The following is an 18,696-nucleotide window of genomic DNA, read 5'->3' as shown; positions in this document are numbered from 1 at the left end:
CCCAAGCCTGCCATGCCCCCACCGGGTTCCGGCCACGACCCCGCAAGTCGCCCCGCACAGGGCGGAACGGGACGACCGGGCGCGGTACAGCCGGGACCGGGTGGTGCACGAGCGACCCCGGGGGGCGGTATCCGGCCGGGCGTGTCCGGGGGGGTGCGGCGGGGGCTTCGGAAGGCGGGAGCCTCGAGGAGAAGCCCCCGGAGCCGTCGTCCGTGGTGGCCCGGGGCATCCCGTGGGCCAGCACGGACGACGGGGAACCGGCGACTCGCTACGCCGTCCGCCTCAGCAGCGCCAGGTACATCGCGTCCGTGCCGTGCAGGTGGGGCCACAGCTGGACGTCCGGGCCGTCGCCCAGGGCCGGGACTCCCGCCATGAAGGGCCTCGCGTCGATCAGTTCCGCGGACACCGGGGAGTGGCCCGCACCGCGGCCCTTCAGGACGTCGTCCACGACGACCCGGGTCTCCGCCAGGTGCGGCGAGCACGTGGCGTAGCCGACGACGCCGCCCACCCGAACCGCCGACAGCGCCTCGCGCAGCAGCCCGCGCTGGAGCGGCGCGAAGCCCTCCAGGTCCTCCGGGCGGCGGCGCCAGCGGGCCTCCGGGCGGCGGCGCAGCGCGCCCAGGCCCGAGCACGGGACGTCCATCAGGACCCGGTCGAAGGAGCCCGGCAGCCATGCCGGGCGAGTGCCGTCGGCCGCGATGACCTGGTACGGGCCCGGGTTGCCCGCGAGCGCGCGCTCCACGAGCCGGGCCCGGTGCGGCTGCTTCTCCGAGGCCAGCAGGAACGCTCCGCGCTGCGCCGCGAGCGCCGCGAGCAGCGCCGCCTTGCCGCCCGGGCCGGCGCAGCCGTCGAGCCACCGCTCGTCGCGGCCCTCGACCGGTGCGGCCGCCAGCGCCATGGCCACCAGCTGGCTTCCCTCGTCCTGCACGCCCGCGCGGCCCTCGCGGACCGCTTCCAGCGCGCCCGGTTCGCCGCCCTCGGCCATCCGGACGGCGTACGGCGACCAGCGGCCCGGCAGCGCCGAGTCCTCGCCGACCGCCTCCAGCAGCTCCTCCGGAGTGGACCGGCCCGGGCGGGCCACCAGGGTCACCTCGGGGCGTTCGTTGTCGGCCTCCAGCAGGTCCTCGATGCCCGCGCGCCCGCCGCCTAGCGCGTCCCACAGGGCGCTGACGACCCACCTGGGGTGCGAGTGGTACACCGCGAGGTGTTCCTCGGCGTCGTCCTCGTAGGGCGGGGCGACGCGCTCCAGCCAGGCGTCCAGGTCGTGCGCGGCGATCTTCCGCAGGACGGCGTTCACGAACTTGGCGCGCCCGTCCCCGAGCACCACCCGGGCCAGTTCCACGCTCGCCGAGACCGCCGCGTGCGTGGGGATGCGGGTGCCGAGCAGCTGGTGGGCGCCGAGCGAGAGCACGTCCAGCACCGGCGGGTCCACCTCCCGCAGCGGGCGGTCGATGCACGCCTTGATGACGGCGTCGTAGGTGCCCTGGCGGCGCAGCGTCCCGTAGACCAGCTCGGTGGCCAGCGCCGCGTCGCGCGCCTGGAAGTTCTCGTCCTGGCGGGCCTTCTTCAGCAGGGGCGGCAGTACGAGGTTGGCGTAGGCGTCGCGCTCGTCCACCGCCCGCAGCACCTCGAAGGCCAGCATCCGGACGGGGTCCTTCTGGGGCCGGCGGTAGGGCTTGGCCTGCTTGCCGCCCGCCCCTGCGGGGGCGGGCTTGCGACGGGGCTGACGGGGCTGTTCGCTCACGTGAAAGGTGCTCCGGGGTTTACGAGTGCTACGAGTGCTACGGGTCTTGCGGGGTGGGGGCTGCGGGGGTGGGACGGGGGGGACGTCCGCGCTCGGACGTCGCCACCGATCAGCCTACGTCGGCTCCGCCGAGCCGCTCGCCGGGAGCGATCCGCACCCCGCGCGCCCAGTCGGCGGCCCGCATCGGCTTCTTGCCCTGCGGCTGCACCCACAGCAGCTCCACGGCGTGCGAGCCGGTGCCGGCGTACACGTTGTTCTTGGCGGGGGCCAGCTCGCCCGGTTCCAGGTCCGTGCGGTCGGGCACCAGGCCGAGCGAGATCAGCTTGAGGCGTTCCCCGCGGAAGACGGTCCACGCGCCCGGGGCCGGCGTGCAGCCGCGGACGACGCGGTCGGCGCGCATCGCGGGAGCGGTCCAGTCGATCCGGGCGTCCTCCACGGTGATCTTGGGCGCGTGGGAGATCCCGTCGTGGGGCTGCTCGACGGCGCGCAGGGTGCCGTCCTCGATGCCGTCCATGGTGGCGGCGAGCAGTCCGGACCCGGCGAAGGCGAGCCGGGTGAGCAGGTCGCCGCTGGTGTCGGTGGGCCGGATCTCCTCGGTGAGGACGCCGTAGACCGGGCCGGTGTCCAGGCCTTCCTCGATGCGGAAGGTGGAGGCGCCGGTGACCTGGTCCCCCGCGATGATCGACTGCTGGACGGGCGCGGCTCCGCGCCATGCGGGCAGCAGCGAGAAGTGCAGGTTGACCCAGCCGTGCCGGGGGATGTCGAGGGCGCTCTTGGGGAGCAGGGCGCCGTAGGCGACGACCGGGCAACAGTCCGGGTCGATCTCGCGCAGCCGGGCCTGGAAGTCCGGGTCGCGGGGGCGGACGGGCTTGAGCACCTCGATGCCCGCTTCCTCGGCGCGTTCGGCGACCGGGCTGGCGACGAGGTGGCGGCCCCGGCCGGCCGGTGCGTCGGGCCGGGTGATGACGGCGGCGACCTCGTGCCGCCCGGAGGCGATCAGGGCGTCCAGGGCGGGTACGGCGACCTCGGGGGTGCCTGCGAAGACGAGCTTCACTGGGGGACTACCTCGCTATCTCGGCTGTCAGCAGCGCACCAGTCTATGGGGCGCGGGTCGGACCGCCCACCTGTGGTGTTGAGGGGGCGTACACACATGCGCGCGCCCCTCGCATATGCCGACACGCCCCCACAGCGTGACCTGGGCGACGGGTGGCGCGTTGTCAAGAGAGATTGACCAAAACGGGCCGCGTGCGAACGGTGTCTGCGGCCCGATCCGCCCTTCAGCACCGGTTCGAGAGGCTTCTTCATGGCCGACCACGCCACCCACGACGCTCAAGCCCGGGCCAGCCTGCACCTCCTGGTACGGGACATCGAGCGGGTTCGCCGGCAGGTGGATGCCCTGCGTACGCTCACCGCCCAGCTCGGCAACGTGTACCGCCCGCGCCGATCGGGTCCCTCCACCGGCTTCGTCGTCTACGGCCGGGCGCCCGCGCCGACCGTCCGCCTCGCGCAGGAGCTGCGGGACAGCGTCGAGACACTGGTCACCGCGGCGGTGGACTTCGACCGCTCGCTCGGTTTCTCGTGGGACGCGGTCGGTTCTGCGCTCGGTGTCACCAAGCAGGCCGTGCACCGCCGGTACGGGGCCCGGCGGGCGCAGTCCGCCGAGTCCGCGGACCCGGTGGCCGAGGGGACGACCACCCGGACCATGGGGCCGCTGCCGACCGTCCCGGCGGCCCGCTCGATGCCGCCGCAGCCGGTGCGCGAGGAGGCCCAGGCAGCCGCTGCCGCGGGCGTTCCCGCGCGGGGGCTCGGAGAGGTCCCCCGCTCCCCCGCCTTCCCCGGTCCGCGCAACGGCTGAGGGGTCCTCCTGCCGCCGGGACGCCGACACCCGACGGCCGGCCGCGCCGGATCGCCGCGCCCGATTCCGCCCCCGGCGGGACGACCGTACGGGTCGCCCCACCGGGGGTTTCGGCGTTCGGCGACGGCCTCGCTCGCACCTCGCCGGCGCGGCCCGTCAGGGCGGCCCGTCGGTGCCGCTCGCCGGCGCGGCCCGTCAGCCGATGTCGGGTGGGTCGATCCGGACCCGGACGGCCTCCGCCGCCGGAACCCCCTTCGCCAGCCGGGCCGCCTGCGCCGACTTCAGGGCGGCCGCGAGGGCGGCTCCGCTGCCCGGTGGGACCCGGACCAGCGCCCGCTCCCCCGGGGACGGCTCCCCGCGCCGCCCCGGGAGCGGTACCGGCCCCAGGACCTCCGCGTCGGGCGGCAGTCCGGCCCCGGCCAGGAAGGCCTCCACGGCCTCGCCCCGGCCGGCCACCGCCGCCATCCGGGACACCGGCGGGAAGCCGAGCTGGGACCGCTCCGCGAGTTCCCGTACGGCATGGCCCACCGGGTCCCACCGCACCAGCGCCTGCACCGGCCGCAGCGTCGGTTCGGCGACCACCACGACCTGGCCGTCGCCCCGGACCAGGGAGGCGGCGGCGATCCACCGCCGCAGCGCGTCCTCGCCGGCCCGCAGGTCGGGCCGGCCCAGCATGGCCCAGCCGTCGAGCAGCAGCGCGGCCGCGTACCCGGCGCCCGCCGCCACCGGTTCGGCGCCGGGGGTGCACACCACCAGCGCGGGCCGGTCCGGCACCTCGTCGAGGACGTGGTCGCGCCCGGAGGTCCGTACCGCCACGGCCGGGAAGGCGCGTCCCAGTTCCTCGGCGGTGCGCCGCGCGCCGACCACCTGGGCCCGCAGCCGGAACGATCCGCATTCCTCGCAGTGCCAGGACGGCTCGCCCCGCCCGCACCACCCGCACTTCAGGTCGCGCTCGTCGGGGGCCTCCAGGGGGCCGGCGCAGACCGTGCAGCGGGCGGGGGTGCGGCACCGCTCGCAGGCCAACCGGGGCACGTAGCCCCGCCGCGGCACCTGTACCAGTACGGGCCCGGTCTTCAAGCCTTCCCGTACGGTCTCCCAGGCCAGGCTCGGCAGGCGCGCGGCCCGGGCCGCCTCGTCGCGGGCGAGCAGCTCGTCCCCGACGGTCCGGATCCGGGGCGCGCAGGCCCGTACGGTCTCGCGGTCGGCGATCAGGGGCCTGGCCCAGCCGGACTCGACCAGCTGGGCGGCCTCCACGGTGCAGCTCGTACTGCCCGCGAGGAAGCCGCAGCCGTCGTTGACGGCGCGCAGTTCCAGTACTTCCCTGACGTGCGGGAAGGGGGCGTTGTCGTCGCTGTGGCTGGAGTCCCCGTCGTCCCAGACGGCGACCAGCCCGAGGTCCCGTACGGGTGCGAACATCGCGGCCCGGGTGCCGATGACGGCCCGCACGGAGCCCCGGTGCACCGCCAGCCATTGGCGGTAGCGCTTCTCGGGCCCCGACTCGGCGGTCAGCAGCGCGTGTCGGCCTTCGCCGAGCAGGGCGGTCAGGGCCGCGTCGACGCGGGCGGCGGTCCGCCCGTCGGGGAGCACGGCGAGGGCCCCGCGCCCGGAGGCCAGGGTGGCGGCCATGGCGCGGGCGAGTTCGTCGGCCCAGCCGGGGCCGGGCAGGGCGGTCCAGACGGCGCGCGGGCTGCCGCCGGTGGCGAGGGCGCGCAGGAAGCCGGGCCCGGCGCCGTACCGCTCCCAGCCGGCGGGCTCGGGGGCGGGGGGCGGCGGCAGGGGTTCCGGCGAGGGCTTGGCCTCGGCGCGGGCGCTCCGCGCGGGCAGGGCGAGCTGGAGCACGTCGGCGAGGCTGCCCGCGTACCGGTCGGCGACGGCCCGGGCGAGGGCGAGCATGCGGGGGCTGAGGACCACCTCGGGCGAGACGACGTGGGCGAGGGCGGCCAGTGCGCCGTCGTAGTCGGACTCGGCGCGACGTTCCACGATGAAGCCGTCGATGAGGCCGCCGCCCTCGCGGCGGCCCCCGTGCACGTGGTGGGAGCCGGCGCCGAACCGGACGCGGACGCGGACACCGGGCTGGGCGGCTTCGGAGAGCTCTTCGGGGACCGCGTAGTCCCAGAGCTGGTCGAGGTGGAGCACGCCCTTGTTCACGAGGATCCGGGCGACGGGCAGCTCGGCGGCCAGGGCGGCCCCGCGCCAGGTGCGCGGCTTTGCCTTGGGCGCCTTGGCCTTCGCCTCGGCGACCATTTCCCGGATCAGTGCGAGCTGCTCCGGCGGGGACTCATTCGCGCTGCTCACATCAGCATTCTTACCAAAGTCCACTGACAGGCACGGCATGCGAACGGCCCCGGACCAGCTGGTCCGGGGCCGTTCGACGATCGTCCGAGGACGAGGGGTGTTACAGGCCGGCCGCGGTGCGCAGGGCGTCCACGCGGTCGGTGCGCTCCCAGGTGAAGTCCGGCAGCTCACGGCCGAAGTGACCGTAGGCGGCGGTCTGGGCGTAGATCGGGCGCAGCAGGTCCAGGTCGCGGATGATCGCGGCCGGGCGCAGGTCGAAGACCTCGCCGATCGCGTCCTCGATCTTCTGGACCTCGACCTTGGCGGTGCCGAAGGTCTCGACGAAGAGACCGACGGGCTCGGCCTTGCCGATGGCGTACGCGACCTGCACCTCGCAGCGCGCGGCGAGACCGGCGGCGACCACGTTCTTGGCGACCCAGCGCATGGCGTAGGCGGCGGAGCGGTCGACCTTCGACGGGTCCTTGCCGGAGAAGGCGCCGCCACCGTGGCGGGCCATGCCGCCGTAGGTGTCGATGATGATCTTGCGGCCGGTGAGGCCGGCGTCGCCCATCGGGCCGCCGATCTCGAAGCGGCCGGTCGGGTTCACCAGGAGGCGGTAGCCCTCGGTGTCGAGCTTGATGCCGTCCTCGACGAGCTGGGCCAGGACGTGCTCGACGACGAACTCGCGGATGTCGGGAGCGAGCAGCGAGTCGAGGTCGATGTCCGAGGCGTGCTGCGAGGAGACCACGACGGTGTCCAGGCGCACGGCCTTGTCACCGTCGTACTCGATGGTGACCTGGGTCTTGCCGTCGGGGCGCAGGTACGGGATGGTCCCGTTCTTGCGGACCTCGGAGAGGCGGCGGGACAGCCGGTGCGCGATGTGGATCGGCAGCGGCATGAGCTCGGGGGTCTCATCGCACGCGTAGCCGAACATCAGGCCCTGGTCGCCGGCGCCCTGCTTGTCCAGCTCGTCCTCGTCGCCCTCGACGCGCTTCTCGTAGGCGGTGTCGACGCCCTGCGCGATGTCCGGGGACTGGGCGCCGATGGACACCGACACGCCGCAGGAGGCGCCGTCGAAGCCCTTCTTCGAGGAGTCGTAGCCGATCTCGAGGATCTTGTCCCGGACGAGCTGCGCGATGGGCGCGTAGGCCTTCGTCGTCACCTCTCCCGCGATGTGCACGAGACCCGTGGTGATGAGGGTTTCCACGGCGACGCGCGAGGTCGGGTCCTCGGTGAGGAGCGCGTCGAGGATCGTGTCGCTGATCTGGTCAGCGATCTTGTCGGGGTGGCCCTCGGTGACGGACTCCGAGGTGAACAGACGACGGGACACAACGCTCCCTGGGGTTGCAGCGGCTGCTGGCTGATCATTTGGCGGAACCACATCGGGGGCTGCGCCCGATCACGTTCCGGATGCAGTTTATCGGTCGCCACTGTTTCGTGGACCACCCGTCTCGCCTTATGGGAGCCGTGTGACCTGCGGCACTCCCATTCTTACGCACAGAGGTGACCTGGAGAAGGGGAATCGACCCAGGCGCGTCGCGGCTACAGCCGGGCGGCCACCTGGTCCCAAATCACCTCGGCCAGCGCCTCCTTCGGACCATAGGGCACTTGAGTCTCGGAGCCATCGGAGGCCAGGATGACCGCTTCGTTCTCCTCAGAACCAAAGGTCCGCGCCTCTCCGACCTCGTTCACGACGAGTAGGTCACAGCCCTTTCGGGCGAGCTTGGCGCGGCCGTTCGCGAGGACGTCGTCGGTCTCGGCGGCGAATCCCACGACCACCTGTCCGGCCCTGGCCCGATCGGCCGAGATCTCCGCGAGAACGTCCGGATTGCGCACCAGCGCCACCGGCGCCGGGTCCTGCCCGTCCTTCTTCTTGATCTTTCCGCCCGCGTACACGGCGGGCCGGAAATCGGCCACGGCCGCGGCCATCACCACGGCGTCGGCGTCCGCGGCGGCCTTGAGCACGGCCTCCCGGAGCTGCACGGCCGTCCCCACGCGTACGACGTCCACCCCGGCCGGGTCGGCCAGCGCGGTGTTGGCCGACACCAGGGTGACCCGGGCCCCGCGGGCGACGGCGGTGCGGGCGAGGGCGTAGCCCTGCTTGCCGGAGGAGCGGTTGCCGAGGAAGCGGACCGGGTCCAGCGGCTCCCGCGTGCCGCCCGCGCTGATCACCACGTGCCGCCCGGCGAGGTCCGGCCCGGCCGCCCCGCGAGCCGGGCCCTGCCTCCTCAAGACGTGGCGGCAGACCTCGAAGATCTCCTCGGGGTCGGGCAGCCGCCCCTTTCCGGTGTCCTTGCCGGTGAGCCGGCCGACGGCGGGCTCGATGACGAGGGCGCCCCGCCGGCGCAGCGTGGCCACGTTCTCCTGGGTGGCGGGGTGCTCCCACATCTCGGTGTGCATGGCGGGGGCGAAGACCACCGGACAGCGCGCGGTGAGCAGGGTGTTCGTGAGCAGGTCGTCGGCGAGCCCGTGGGCGGCCTTGGCCAGCATGTCGGCCGTGGCGGGGGCGACGACGACGAGGTCGGCGGACTGCCCGATGCGCACGTGCGGCACCTCGTGGACGGATTCCCAGACCTCGGTGGAGGCAGGGTTCCCGGAGAGGGCGGACCAGGTGGCCTCCCCCACGAAGTTCAGGGAGGCCGCGGTGGGCACCACCCGCACGTCGTGGCCGGACTCGGTGAGCCGGCGCAGCAGCTCGCACGCCTTGTAGGCGGCGATCCCGCCACTGACCCCCAGTACGACCTTCGGCTTGTCCACCACGTACTTCCCTTCGACGGCTGCGACGCGTTCGGCTCTGATCGTCGTCGTACCCACCCATGACACACCACAGGCCCGGCAGATGTTCTGCCGGGCCTGTGGTGAAAGGACTTCTGATGCCCTACTGGGCCGGGGCCTCGATGGCCTCGGAGGTCAGCAGACCAGCGTTGATCTCGCGCAGCGCGATCGAAAGCGGCTTCTCGTGGACGTGGGTGTCCACCAGCGGGCCGACGTACTCGAGCAGGCCCTCACCGAGCTGCGAGTAGTACGCGTTGATCTGACGCGCGCGCTTGGCCGCGTAGATCACGAGGCTGTACTTCGAGTCCGTAGCCTCGAGCAGCTCGTCGATCGGCGGGTTGATGATGCCCTCGGGCGCAGTGATGGAAGAGGACACGCTCTACCTTCCGAAGATGGGTGAAAGATTGGGCCGTCCTGGAATCGACCGAATCAAAAACATCGATCAACGATCAGACAACTGCCATCAAGGCTAGCAGCTCACGGGCTACGTCCTCGACGGAGGTGTTGACCAGGGTGGTGTCGAACTCGGACTCGGCAGCGAGCTCGATCTTGGCGGCGGCGAGCCGACGCTCGATGACCTCCGCCGATTCGGTGCCCCGACCGGTCAGTCGGCGGACCAGCTCGTCCCAGCTCGGCGGTGCCAGGAAGACCAGCTGGGCGTCGGGCTTGGACTCGCGGACGAGTCGTGCGCCCTGGAGGTCGATCTCCAGCAGTACCGGCTCGCCGTTGTCCAGGCGTTCCAGCACCGCGCCGCGGGGAGTGCCGTAGCGGTTGCCCGCGAACTCGGCCCACTCCAGCAGCTCGCCGTTGGCGATCAGCTTGTCGAACTCGTCGTCATTGACGAAGAAGTAGTGGACTCCGTGTCGCTCACCGGGCCGCGGCTTGCGGGTGGTGGCCGACACCGAGAGCCATACCTCGGGGTGAACCTTGCGCATATGCGCGACGACCGTGCTCTTGCCGACCCCTGAAGGGCCGGAGAGCACGGTCAGCCGCGGACGAACCTCTGCTGCCATAGAGCGATTATCCAGGTTCTCGGGACTGCCTGAGAACGCCGGGAGAACTTCAGTCGACGCCTCAGGCGCCGGTGCTGCCGAACTCGCGCTCCAGAGAGGCGATCTGGTTGGAACCGAGACCTCGGACACGCCGGGACTCGGAGATGCCGAGACGCTCCATGATCTGCTTGGCGCGCACCTTGCCCACGCCAGGCAGAGACTCCAGCAGGGCGGAGACCTTCATCTTGCCGATGACGTCGTTCTCCTGGCCCGTCTTGATGACCTCTTGGAGCGAGGCGCCGGAGTGCTTGAGTCGATTCTTGACCTCGGCCCGCTCCCGGCGAGCCGCGGCGGCCTTTTCGAGCGCGGCTGCGCGCTGTTCAGGGGTAAGGGGCGGAAGAGCCACGCCTACGTCACCTCGGATGTCGAACTGTCGGATACGGACCGGCGGGCAGCCCGAAGGCACCACACCTGGCGAGCTCCCGAACAGCGATGGAACTCGTTCGCTGCACGTTCACTCTGGTCGGAGACTAGCGGCCAACACCGCTCCAGTCAGCGAGAACGGACGAAAAGTCCTGGTCAGCCTCCACCGAACCGTACATCACGGACAAAATACCCCGGTTTTGTCCGATGAAGAGCGTTCGAGTTTCGCCAAGAAGTGCGAGAGGCCGTGCCGCGGAGGTGCGGCCGGCCTCCCCGGGTGAGCGATTACGCGGTGACGGCCTCGTGGATCTCGTCGGCGAAGCGCCGCGCCGAGTCGCGCAGGGCGTTCACGTCCGGACCGTGCTTCAGGACGCCCCGCGAGACGTTCGGGACGACGTTGCGCACGGCCTTGCCGAAGACGCCCGGCAGGTCCGCCGCCGTCGCGCCCTGCGCGCCGATGCCGGGGGCCAGCAGCGGCCCGTTGATGTCCAGGTCGAAGGAGGACAGGTCGCCCAACGTGGCGCCGACCACCGCGCCGAAGGAACCCATGGGAGCGGCGTCCGCGTTCTCCGCCGCCAGGTGCGCCAGCATCGTCGCGCCGATCGTCCGGCCGTCCTCGCGGACCGCGCGCTGGACCTCGGCGCCCTCCGGGTTCGAGGTCAGCGCCAGGACGAACAGGCCCGCGCCCGACTCTCGGGCCAGGTCGACGGCCGGCTTCAGCGAGCCGTAGCCCAGGTACGGGGAGACCGTCAGCGCGTCCGAGAACAGCGGCGAGGCCGGGTCCAGGAAGGCCGAGGCGTACGCGGCCATGGTCGAGCCGATGTCGCCGCGCTTGGCGTCCATGACGACCAGGGTCCCGGCCGCCCGGGCGTCCGCCACGGCCCGCTCCAGGACGGCCACGCCCTTCGAGCCGAACCGCTCGAAGAAGGCCGCCTGGGGCTTGAAGACCGCCACCGACTCCGCGAGCGCCTCGACGACCGTGCGGGAGAACCGCTCCAGGCCCGCGATGTCGTCGTCCAGGCCCCACTGCGCCAGCAGGGCGGCGTGCGGGTCGATGCCGACGCACAGCGGGCCCCGGGAGTCCATCGCCGCGCGCAGGCGGGTGCCGAACGGGGTCACAGTCACTTGGTGGCCTTTCGGGTCTCGGCGCCCACCGCTTCGGCGAGCGTCGCGTACGGGCTGTTGGCCAGGCGGGCGGCAAGGCCCTTGTGGACGGCGCGGGCGTAGAACGGGCCCTCGTAGATGAAGGCGCTGTAGCCCTGGATCAGCGTGGCGCCGGCCAGGATCCGCTGCCAGGCGTCCTCGGCGTTCTCGATGCCGCCGACCCCGACCAGGACCAGGCGGTCCCCCACGCGGGCGTACAGGCGGCGCAGGACCTCCAGCGAGCGCTCCTTGACCGGGGCGCCGGAGAGCCCGCCGGTCTCCTTCACCAGGGACGGGGAGGACTTCAGGCCCAGCCCCTCCCGGGCGATGGTGGTGTTCGTCGCGATGATGCCGTCGAGACCCAGCTCCAGGGCCAGGTCGGCGACCGCGTCGACGTCCTCGTCCGCCAGGTCGGGGGCGATCTTGACCAGCAGCGGCACCCGGCGGTCGGTCACCGTGCGGTCCGCGGCCTCGCGCACGGCCGTCAGCAGCGGGCGCAGCGACTCGGTGGCCTGGAGGTTGCGCAGGCCCGGGGTGTTCGGGGAGGAGACGTTCACCACGAGGTAGTCGGCGTGCCGGGCGAGGCGCTCGGTGGAGGCGACGTAGTCCCCCACGGCCTCCTCCTCGGGCACGACCTTCGTCTTGCCGATGTTGACGCCGACCACGGTCTTGAAGACCGCCTCACGGGCCGCCAGGCGGGCCGCCACGGCCGCCGAGCCCTCGTTGTTGAAGCCCATGCGGTTGATCAGCGCGCGGTCCGCCACGAGGCGGAAGAGCCGCTTCTTCGGGTTGCCGGGCTGCGGCTCGGCCGTGACCGTGCCGATCTCGATGTGGTCGAAGCCGAGCATCGACATGCCGTCGATGGCTACGGCGTTCTTGTCGAAGCCGGCGGCGAGGCCGAAGGGGCCGTGCATGCGCAGGCCGAGGGCTTCGGTGCGCAGCTCCTCGTAGCGCGGGGCCAGGGCGGCCGCGACGAAGGTGCGCAGCACGGGCGTGCGGGCCGCCAGGCGGATCCAGCGGAAGGCCAGGTAGTGGGCCTGCTCCGGGTCCATCCGCTTGAAGACCAGGTTGAAGAACGTTTTGTACATCGTCGGAAAATCCCTCTGCGCTCGTGAAGAGGGGGACACCCGTCGTGAAACCGGTGTCCCCCTCCCCGTGTCCGGGCTGTACGGGCCTGCGTCAGTCGCGGGCCGCGGTCAGGTGCTCCGCGTGCTCCTGGAGGGAGCGCACGCCCACGTCGCCGCGGTTGAGCGCGTCGATGCCCTGGACGGCGGCGGCGAGCGCCTGGACCGTGGTCAGGCAGGGGACGCTGCGGGCCACGGCCGCCGTACGGATCTCGTAGCCGTCGAGGCGGCCGCCGGTGCCGTACGGGGTGTTGACGATCAGGTCGACCTGGCCGTCGTGGATCAGCTGGACGATGGTCTTCTCGCCGTTCGGGCCCTCGCCCTCGCTGAGCTTGCGCACCACGGTGGCGTTGATGCCGTTGCGGCGCAGCACCTCGGCGGTGCCGGAGGTGGCCATCAGCTCGAAGCCGTGGGCGACGAGCTCGCGCGCCGGGAAGATCATCGAGCGCTTGTCGCGGTTGGCCACGGAGATGAAGGCGCGGCCCTTGGTGGGCAGCGGGCCGTAGGCGCCGGCCTGCGACTTGGCGTAGGCGGTGCCGAAGACGGCGTCGATGCCCATGACCTCGCCGGTCGAGCGCATCTCGGGGCCGAGCACGGTGTCCACGCCGCGGCCGTGGATGTCGCGGAAGCGCGACCACGGCATGACTGCCTCCTTGACGGAGATCGGCGCGTCGATCGGCAGGGTGCCGCCGTCGCCGGTCTTCGGCAGCAGGCCCTCGGCGCGCAGCTCCGCGATGGTGGTGCCGAGCGAGATGCGGGCGGCGGCCTTCGCGAGCGGGACCGCGGTGGCCTTCGAGGTGAAGGGGACGGTCCGGGAGGCGCGCGGGTTGGCCTCCAGGACGTAGAGGATGTCCCCGGCCATCGCGAACTGGATGTTGATCAGGCCGCGGACGCCGACGCCCTTGGCGATCGCCTCGGTGGAGGCGCGCAGGCGCTTGATGTCGTAGCCGCCGAGGGTGATCGGGGGCAGGGCGCAGGCCGAGTCGCCGGAGTGGATGCCGGCTTCCTCGATGTGCTCCATGACGCCGCCGAGGTAGAGCTCGTGGCCGTCGTAGAGGGCGTCGACGTCGATCTCGATCGCGTCGTCGAGGAACCGGTCGACCAGCACGGGGCGGGTCGGGGAGATCTCGGTGGACTCGGCGATGTACGACTCCAGGCGGGTCTCGTCGTAGACGATCTCCATGCCGCGGCCGCCGAGCACGTAGGACGGGCGGACCAGGACCGGGTAGCCGATCTCGTCGGCGATCGCCTTCGCACCCGCGAAGGTGGTGGCGGTGCCGTGCTTGGGGGCCGGCAGGCCGGCGTCGGCGAGGACCTGGCCGAAGGCGCCGCGGTCCTCGGCGGCGTGGATGGCCTCCGGGGAGGTGCCGACGACGGGGACGCCGTTGTCCTTGAGGGCCTGGGCGAGACCGAGGGGGGTCTGGCCGCCGAGCTGGACGACGACACCGGCGATGGGGCCGGCCAGCGACTCGGCGTGGACGATCTCCAGCACGTCCTCGAGCGTCAGCGGCTCGAAGTACAGGCGGTCGGAGGTGTCGTAGTCGGTGGAGACGGTCTCCGGGTTGCAGTTGACCATCACGGTCTCGTAGCCGGCGTCGCTGAGGGCGAAGGAGGCGTGGACGCACGAGTAGTCGAACTCGATGCCCTGGCCGATGCGGTTCGGGCCGGAGCCAAGGATGATCACCGCGGGCTTGGTGCGGGGCGCGACCTCGGACTCCTCGTCGTACGAGGAGTAGAAGTACGGGGTCTTCGCGGCGAACTCGGCGGCGCAGGTGTCGACCGTCTTGTAGACCGGGCGGACGCCGAGGGCGTGCCGGACCTCGCGGACGACGTCCTCGCGCAGGCCGCGGATCTCGGCGATCTGGGCGTCGGAGAAGCCGTGGCGCTTGGCCTCGGCGAGCAGCTCGGGGCCGAGCTTCTCGGCGGCGGTCAGCTCGTCCGCGATCTCCTTGATGAGGAAGAGCTGGTCGACGAACCAGGGGTCGATCTTCGTGAACTCGAAGACCTCTTCCTGGGTGGCGCCGGCGCGGATGGCCTGCATGACGGTGTTGATGCGGCCGTCGGTCGGGCGGACCGCGGTGGCGAGCAGCTCGTCCTTGTCGCCGGTGGGGCCGACGAAGGTGAACTGCGAGCCCTTCTTCTCCAGGGAGCGCAGGGCCTTCTGGAGGGCCTCGGTGAAGTTGCGGCCGATGGCCATGGCCTCGCCGACCGACTTCATGGTGGTGGTGAGGGTGGCGTCGGCCAGCGGGAACTTCTCGAAGGCGAAGCGCGGGGCCTTGACGACGACGTAGTCGAGGGACGGCTCGAAGGAGGCCGGGGTCTGCTCGGTGATGTCGTTGGGGACCTCGTCGAGCGTGTAGCCGATGGCCAGCTTGGCGGCGATCTTGGCGATCGGGAAGCCGGTGGCCTTCGACGCGAGCGCCGAGGAGCGCGAGACGCGCGGGTTCATCTCGATGACGATGACGCGGCCGTCGGTCGGGTCGATCGCGAACTGGATGTTGCAGCCGCCGGTGTCGACGCCGACCTCGCGGATGATCGCGATGCCGATGTCGCGCAGGCGCTGGTACTCGCGGTCGGTCAGGGTCATCGCCGGGGCGACGGTGATCGAGTCACCGGTGTGGACGCCCATCGGGTCGAAGTTCTCGATGGAGCAGACGACGACCACGTTGTCCTTGGTGTCGCGCATCAGCTCCAGCTCGTACTCCTTCCAGCCGAGGATGGACTCCTCCAGGAGCACCTCGGTGGTCGGGGAGAGCGTGAGGCCCTGGCCGGCGATGCGGCGCAGCTCGTCCTCGTCGTGGGCGAAGCCGGAGCCGGCGCCGCCCATGGTGAAGGAGGGGCGGACGACGACGGGGTAGCCGCCGAGCGTGTCGACGCCCTTGATGACGTCGTCCATGGTGTGGCAGATGACCGAGCGGGCGGACTCGCCGTAGCCGATCTTGGCCTTGACGGCCTCGACGACGCCCTTGAAGAGGTCGCGGTCCTCGCCCTTGTTGATGGCCTCGACGTTGGCGCCGATGAGCTCGACGCCGTACTTCTCCAGCACGCCCTGCTCGTGCATGGAGATCGCGGTGTTGAGCGCGGTCTGGCCGCCGAGGGTCGGCAGGAGCGCGTCGGGGCGCTCCTTGGCGATGATCTTCTCGACGAACTCGGGGGTGATCGGCTCGACGTACGTGGCGTCGGCGATCTCCGGGTCGGTCATGATCGTCGCGGGGTTGGAGTTCACCAGGATGACCCGCAGGCCCTCGGCCTTGAGGATGCGGCAGGCCTGGGTGCCGGAGTAGTCGAACTCGGCGGCCTGTCCGATGACGATCGGGCCGGAGCCGATGACCAGGACGGACTGGATATCGGTGCGCTTAGGCACGCTCGGCCTCCATCAGGGATACGAAGCGGTCGAAGAGGTACGCGGCGTCGTGCGGGCCGGCGGCCGCCTCGGGGTGGTACTGGACGCTGAAGGCCGGCTGGTCGAGCAGCTGGAGGCCTTCGACGACGTTGTCGTTCAGGCAGACGTGGGAGACCTCGGCGCGGCCGTAGGCGGTCTCGGTGACCTCGTCGAGGGGCGCGTCGACGGCGAAGCCGTGGTTGTGCGCGGTGATCTCGACCTTGCCGGTGGTGCGGTCCTGCACCGGCTGGTTGATGCCGCGGTGACCGTACTTCAGCTTGTAGGTGCCGAAGCCGAGCGCGCGGCCCAGGATCTGGTTGCCGAAGCAGATGCCGAAGAGCGGGGTCTTGCGCTCCAGCACGCCCTGCATGACGGCGACGGGGCCGTCGGCGGTGGCCGGGTCGCCCGGACCGTTGGAGAAGAACACGCCGTCGGGGTCGACCGCGTACACGTCCTCGACGGTGGCGGTGGCGGGCAGCACGTGCACCTCGATGCCGCGCTCGGCCATCCGGTGCGGGGTCATGCCCTTGATGCCGAGGTCGACGGCGGCGACGGTGAAGCGCTTCTCGCCGATCGCGGGGACGACGTACGCCTCCTTGGTGGCAACCTCGGCGGAGAGGTTCGCGCCCTTCATCTGCGGCTGCGCCTGGACCTTGGCCAGCAGGGCCTCGTCGCGGATGCCGACCCAGGCCTCGCCCGAGAAGATGCCGACGCGCATGGCGCCGCGCTCGCGCAGGTGGCGGGTCAGGGCGCGGGTGTCGATGCCGGAGATCCCGACGACGCCCTGCTTCTCGAGCTCCTCGTCCAGCGAGCGCCGGGAGCGCCAGTTGGAGGGGACGCGGGCGGGGTCGCGCACGACGTAGCCGGCCACCCAGATGCGGGAGGACTCGGGGTCCTCGTCGTTGACACCGGTGTTGCCCACGTGGGGGGCGGTCATCACGACGACCTGCCGGTGGTACGACGGGTCGGTGAGGGTCTCCTGGTAGCCGGTCATGCCGGTGGAGAACACGGCCTCGCCGAAGGTCTCCCCCACGGCGCCGTAGGCGCGGCCGCGGAAGATCCGACCGTCCTCCAGGACGAGTACGGCGGGAGCTTTGGCTGCTCCCCTGGTGGAGGTCGTCATCGTTCGGCGCCTTCCGTCGTGATGGATGAGTTCATGAGGTTGATGGCTTCGACCCAGGCGGCGTGTTCGGCCGCGCGGTCGGAGCGGAATCCGGAGTCGATCAGCTTGTCGCCGTGCGCCCAGGTGACGACGAGCAGACCGCCCTCGGTGAGTACCTTGCCCGCGATCCCCTTGTCGAGGCGGGCGCCGCGCAGCTGCGCGGCCGGTACGAAGAAGTCGCCTGCGCCCGGTCGGACCACGTCGAGGCCCGCGTCGGTGAGCGTGAGCTCGACCCGGCTGCGCAGGCCCAGACCATGGGCGACGATCCGGTCGAGCCACTGCCCGGCGGTGGTGGACCCGTGGTACCGGCCGGTCAGGGCCAGCCGGTGCTCGGGAAGACCGTCGGGTGCGGCGGGCAGCTCCGGCAGATCGTTCTGCAGGGCGCCGCGCCATTTCCAGCCCTGCCGCATCAGCCAGTAGACGAACGCGACGAAGACGGCCAGGCCGATCACCCACGCGATGCGGGCGCCGAACTGGGTCACCTCCGCCGACTGTCGTTCGGCGGCCTCGGCGGCCAGTTGGATTACTGCAGGTGTCACGCCAGTTTCCCGTCCACGACCGTTGCCCGGCCCCGCAGGAAGGTATGAGTGACGCGCCCCGGCAGCTCACGGCCCTCGTAAGGCGTGTTGCGGCTGCGGGAGGCGAAGTGTGCGGGGTCCACGACACCACGGTACGAGGTATCGACCAAGGTCAGGTTCGCGGGTTCACCTGCCGAGACGGGACGGCCGTGGTTCTCGAGACTGCCGATGCGGGCCGGGGCGAAGCTCATGCGCTCGGCGACGCCCGCCCAGTCGAGCAGTCCGGTCTCGACCATCGTCTGCTGGACGACGGAGAGCGCGGTCTCCAGGCCGACCATGCCCATGGCGGCGGCGGCCCACTCGCAGTCCTTGTCCTCGTGCGGGTGCGGGGCGTGGTCGGTGGCGACGATGTCGATCGTGCCGTCGGCGAGCGCCTCGCGCAGGGCCAGCACGTCGCGCTCGGTGCGCAGCGGCGGGTTGACCTTGTAGACCGCGTTGTACGAGCGCACGAGCTCCTCGGTGAGGAGGAGGTGGTGCGGGGTGACCTCGGCGGTGACGTCGATGCCGCGGGACTTGGCCCAGCGGACGATCTCGACGGAGCCGGCGGTGGAGAGGTGGCAGATGTGGACGCGGGAGCCGACGTGCTCGGCGAGCAGGACGTCGCGGGCGATGATCGACTCCTCGGCGACGGCCGGCCAGCCGCCGAGACCGAGTTCCGCGGAGACGATGCCCTCGTTCATCTGGGCGCCCTCGGTGAGGCGGGGCTCCTGGGCGTGCTGGGCGACGACGCCGCCGAAGGCCTTCACGTACTCCAGGGCCCGGCGCATGATCACGGCGTCGTCCACGCACTTGCCGTCGTCGGAGAAGACGGTGACGCGGGCGGCGGACTCGTGCATGGCGCCCAGCTCGGAGAGCTGCTTGCCCTCCAGGCCGACGGTGACGGCGCCGATGGGCTGCACGTCGCAGTAGCCGGACTCCTTGCCCAGGCGCCAGACCTGCTCGACGACGCCGGCGGTGTCGGCGACCGGGAAGGTGTTCGCCATGGCGAACACCGCGGTGTAGCCGCCGGAGGCGGCGGCGCGGGTGCCGGTGAGGACGGTCTCGGAGTCCTCGCGGCCGGGCTCGCGCAGGTGGGTGTGCAGGTCGACGAGGCCGGGGAGGAGGACCTGGCCCTCGGCGTCGATGACGGTCGCGCCCTCGGCGGACAGGTGCTGGCCGACCTCGGCGATGGTCTCGCCGTCGATCAGGACGTCCTGCGCCTCGCCGCCGAGTACCTTCGCGCCACGAATCAGGATCTTGCTCAT

Annotated in this window: 15 protein-coding genes; 1 reads left to right on the top strand and 14 read right to left on the bottom strand. The window is 71.9% G+C overall.

Features of this window, described 5'->3' with window-relative positions; translation table 11 throughout:
* Positions 1-268: 268 nt before the first annotated feature.
* Both OG386_RS34165 and fmt read right to left on the bottom strand, forming a co-directional pair.
* Entirely contained in the window at positions 269-1,744 is a 1,476-nt protein-coding gene (locus tag OG386_RS34165) for an RsmB/NOP family class I SAM-dependent RNA methyltransferase (protein WP_328791247.1), read from the bottom strand.
* A gap of 109 nt (positions 1,745-1,853) precedes the next feature.
* Entirely contained in the window at positions 1,854-2,798 is a 945-nt protein-coding gene (gene fmt, locus OG386_RS34160; RefSeq protein ID WP_328791246.1) for a methionyl-tRNA formyltransferase, read from the bottom strand.
* Positions 2,799-3,047: 249 nt separating this feature from the next.
* On the opposite strand from fmt, the gene OG386_RS34155 reads away from it, so the two are divergent.
* Positions 3,048-3,599: a hypothetical protein gene (locus OG386_RS34155; RefSeq protein ID WP_328791245.1), complete on the top strand. Its 552-nt coding sequence runs from the start codon at positions 3,048-3,050 to the stop codon at positions 3,597-3,599.
* 195 nt (positions 3,600-3,794) lie between these two features.
* Here the strand turns inward: OG386_RS34155 and OG386_RS34150 are convergent, their stop codons facing one another.
* The 12 genes from OG386_RS34150 to OG386_RS34095 all read right to left on the bottom strand — a co-directional run bounded on the left by OG386_RS34150 (position 3,795) and on the right by OG386_RS34095 (position 18,696).
* A complete protein-coding gene (locus tag OG386_RS34150) occupies positions 3,795-5,933 on the bottom strand; it encodes a primosomal protein N' (protein ID WP_327386419.1) in 2,139 nt (712 codons plus the stop codon).
* 61 nt (positions 5,934-5,994) lie between these two features.
* Positions 5,995-7,203 carry a methionine adenosyltransferase gene (gene metK, locus OG386_RS34145; protein WP_189740308.1) on the bottom strand — a complete coding sequence of 403 codons (1,209 nt, stop codon included), beginning with the start codon at positions 7,201-7,203 and terminating at the stop codon, positions 5,995-5,997.
* 212 nt (positions 7,204-7,415) lie between these two features.
* Positions 7,416-8,630 (bottom strand): bifunctional phosphopantothenoylcysteine decarboxylase/phosphopantothenate--cysteine ligase CoaBC, encoded by a 1,215-nt coding sequence (coaBC, locus tag OG386_RS34140; RefSeq protein ID WP_328793468.1) that lies wholly within the window; start codon positions 8,628-8,630, stop codon positions 7,416-7,418.
* Between the two features lie 121 nt (positions 8,631-8,751).
* Positions 8,752-9,024, bottom strand: coding sequence for a DNA-directed RNA polymerase subunit omega (rpoZ, locus tag OG386_RS34135; RefSeq protein ID WP_004948662.1), 273 nt, complete (start codon positions 9,022-9,024; stop codon positions 8,752-8,754).
* Between the two features lie 73 nt (positions 9,025-9,097).
* A complete protein-coding gene (gene gmk, locus OG386_RS34130) occupies positions 9,098-9,661 on the bottom strand; it encodes a guanylate kinase (RefSeq protein ID WP_030008745.1) in 564 nt (187 codons plus the stop codon).
* A 61-nt stretch (positions 9,662-9,722) separates the two neighbouring features.
* A complete protein-coding gene (locus OG386_RS34125; protein ID WP_030008746.1) occupies positions 9,723-10,046 on the bottom strand; it encodes an integration host factor in 324 nt (107 codons plus the stop codon).
* A gap of 302 nt (positions 10,047-10,348) precedes the next feature.
* Positions 10,349-11,188 (bottom strand): orotidine-5'-phosphate decarboxylase, encoded by an 840-nt coding sequence (gene pyrF / locus OG386_RS34120; protein WP_328791244.1) that lies wholly within the window; start codon positions 11,186-11,188, stop codon positions 10,349-10,351.
* Complete coding sequence (locus tag OG386_RS34115) at positions 11,185-12,294, bottom strand: quinone-dependent dihydroorotate dehydrogenase (RefSeq protein WP_328791243.1); 1,110 nt, start codon at positions 12,292-12,294, stop codon at positions 11,185-11,187. The genes pyrF and OG386_RS34115 overlap by 4 nt, the downstream gene beginning before the upstream one ends.
* A gap of 91 nt (positions 12,295-12,385) precedes the next feature.
* On the bottom strand, positions 12,386-15,694 hold the full coding sequence (carB, locus tag OG386_RS34110; protein WP_328791242.1) for a carbamoyl-phosphate synthase large subunit: 3,309 nt from the start codon (positions 15,692-15,694) through the stop codon (positions 12,386-12,388).
* On the bottom strand, positions 15,687-16,835 hold the full coding sequence (gene carA, locus OG386_RS34105; protein ID WP_328791241.1) for a glutamine-hydrolyzing carbamoyl-phosphate synthase small subunit: 1,149 nt from the start codon (positions 16,833-16,835) through the stop codon (positions 15,687-15,689). Before carA ends, carB begins: the two co-directional genes overlap by 8 nt.
* Positions 16,832-17,413 carry a PH-like domain-containing protein gene (locus OG386_RS34100; RefSeq protein WP_266598672.1) on the bottom strand — a complete coding sequence of 194 codons (582 nt, stop codon included), beginning with the start codon at positions 17,411-17,413 and terminating at the stop codon, positions 16,832-16,834. Before OG386_RS34100 ends, carA begins: the two co-directional genes overlap by 4 nt.
* Positions 17,410-18,696, bottom strand: coding sequence for a dihydroorotase (locus OG386_RS34095; RefSeq protein WP_328791240.1), 1,287 nt, complete (start codon positions 18,694-18,696; stop codon positions 17,410-17,412). The genes OG386_RS34100 and OG386_RS34095 overlap by 4 nt, the downstream gene beginning before the upstream one ends.

This window comes from Streptomyces sp. NBC_00273, assembly GCF_036178145.1.
Taxonomy (GTDB): domain Bacteria; phylum Actinomycetota; class Actinomycetes; order Streptomycetales; family Streptomycetaceae; genus Streptomyces.
This window is presented reverse-complemented; position numbering and strand designations above follow the sequence as displayed.

Coding starts and splice junctions, on each gene's coding strand:
- OG386_RS34095 (WP_328791240.1), bottom strand. CDS start 18,696: ATGAGCAAGATCCTGATTCGTGGCGCGAAGGTACTCGGCGGCGAGGCG.
- OG386_RS34155 (WP_328791245.1), top strand. CDS start 3,048: ATGGCCGACCACGCCACCCACGACGCTCAAGCCCGGGCCAGCCTGCAC.
- gmk (WP_030008745.1), bottom strand. CDS start 9,661: ATGGCAGCAGAGGTTCGTCCGCGGCTGACCGTGCTCTCCGGCCCTTCA.
- carA (WP_328791241.1), bottom strand. CDS start 16,835: ATGACGACCTCCACCAGGGGAGCAGCCAAAGCTCCCGCCGTACTCGTC.
- OG386_RS34150 (WP_327386419.1), bottom strand. CDS start 5,933: ATGCCGTGCCTGTCAGTGGACTTTGGTAAGAATGCTGATGTGAGCAGC.
- OG386_RS34115 (WP_328791243.1), bottom strand. CDS start 12,294: ATGTACAAAACGTTCTTCAACCTGGTCTTCAAGCGGATGGACCCGGAG.